Annotated in this window: 1 protein-coding gene; it reads left to right on the top strand. The window is 67.2% G+C overall.

All coding sequences use genetic code 11. The features are described from left to right. On the top strand, nucleotides 1-1348 hold a 1348-nt coding region (locus AC5Y6X_RS24320), incomplete at both ends, for a condensation domain-containing protein (RefSeq protein ID WP_499989699.1).

Below are 1348 nucleotides of genomic sequence, written 5' to 3' on the forward strand. Positions count from 1 at the left end.
GAGGCGCCCACGGTGGCGCAGTTGGCGCCGCGGATCGGTGCGGGGGTGGGCCGGTTGGCGCCGTTGGTGGCCGGGCCGCGGCCGGCGGTGGTGCCGTTGTCGTTTGCCCAGCAGCGGTTGTGGTTTTTGGAGCAGTTGCAGGGGGCTTCTGCGGTTTACAACATGGCGACCGCGCTGCGGTTGCGGGGTTGCCTGGATGTTGATGCGTTGGGGGCCGCGCTGGGTGATGTGGTGGGCCGCCATGAGAGTTTGCGCACGCTGTTTCCTGCGGTTGATGGCGCACCCCGGCAGCTGGTGATTCCGGTCGAGCAGGCCGATTGGGGTTGGCGGGTTGTTGATGGCAGTGGTTGGTCGGAAAGCCAACTGGGTCAGGCCATCGGTGCACTGGTGCGTCGCGGTTTTGATTTGGGCGCCGAGATTCCGTTGCGGGCACGGCTTTTCCGCCTCGGCGCCGAGGAGCATGTGTTGGTGGCGGTGGCCCATCATATCGCCGCGGATGGCTGGTCGATTGCCCCGCTGATCGCTGATGTGGGGATGGCCTATGCCAGCCGGTGTGCGGGACACGCCCCGGAGTGGGCGCCGTTGGCGGTGCAGTATGTCGACTACACGTTGTGGCAGCGGGAGCTTCTTGGTGATTTGGCCGATCCGGACAGTCCGATCGCGGCGCAGTTGGCCTATTGGGAGCAGGCCCTAGCGGGGCTGCCCGAGCGCCTTGATCTGCCCACTGATCGGCCTTATCCGGCGGTGGCTGATTACCGCGGGGCCCGGGTAGCGGTGGAATGGCCAGCGCAGCTGCAGGCGCAAATTACCCGGGTGGCGCGTGAGCACAACGCGACTTCTTTCATGGTGGTCCAGGCCGGTTTGGCGGTGTTGTTGGCCAAGCTGGCCGCTTGCACCGAGGTGGCGGTGGGATTCCCGATCGCGGGGCGGCGTGACCCGGCCCTGGATGAGCTGGTGGGGTTTTTCGTCAACACCTTGGTGCTGCGCGTCGATGTGGCCGGGGATCCCGCCATCGCCGAGTTGTTGGCCCGGGTGCGTGCCCGCGCGCTGGGCGCCTACGAACACCAGGACGTGCCGTTTGAGGTGTTGGTGGAGCGGCTCAACCCGACCCGGTCGCTGACGCATCACCCGCTGGTGCAGGTGATGTTGGCCTGGCAGAACCTGCCCGGACACGACACCGACCCCGCCGGGTGGGCGTTGGGTGATGTGCAGGTCAGCCCGGTGCCGGCCGACACCCACACCGCCCGCATGGACTTGACGTGGTCGTTGGCTGAACACTTCACGCCCTCCGGGGAGCCCGCCGGCATCGGTGGGACGGTGGAGTTTCGCACTGACGTGTTCGACACGG

This window comes from Mycobacterium sp. NGS26 (assembly GCF_059813025.1).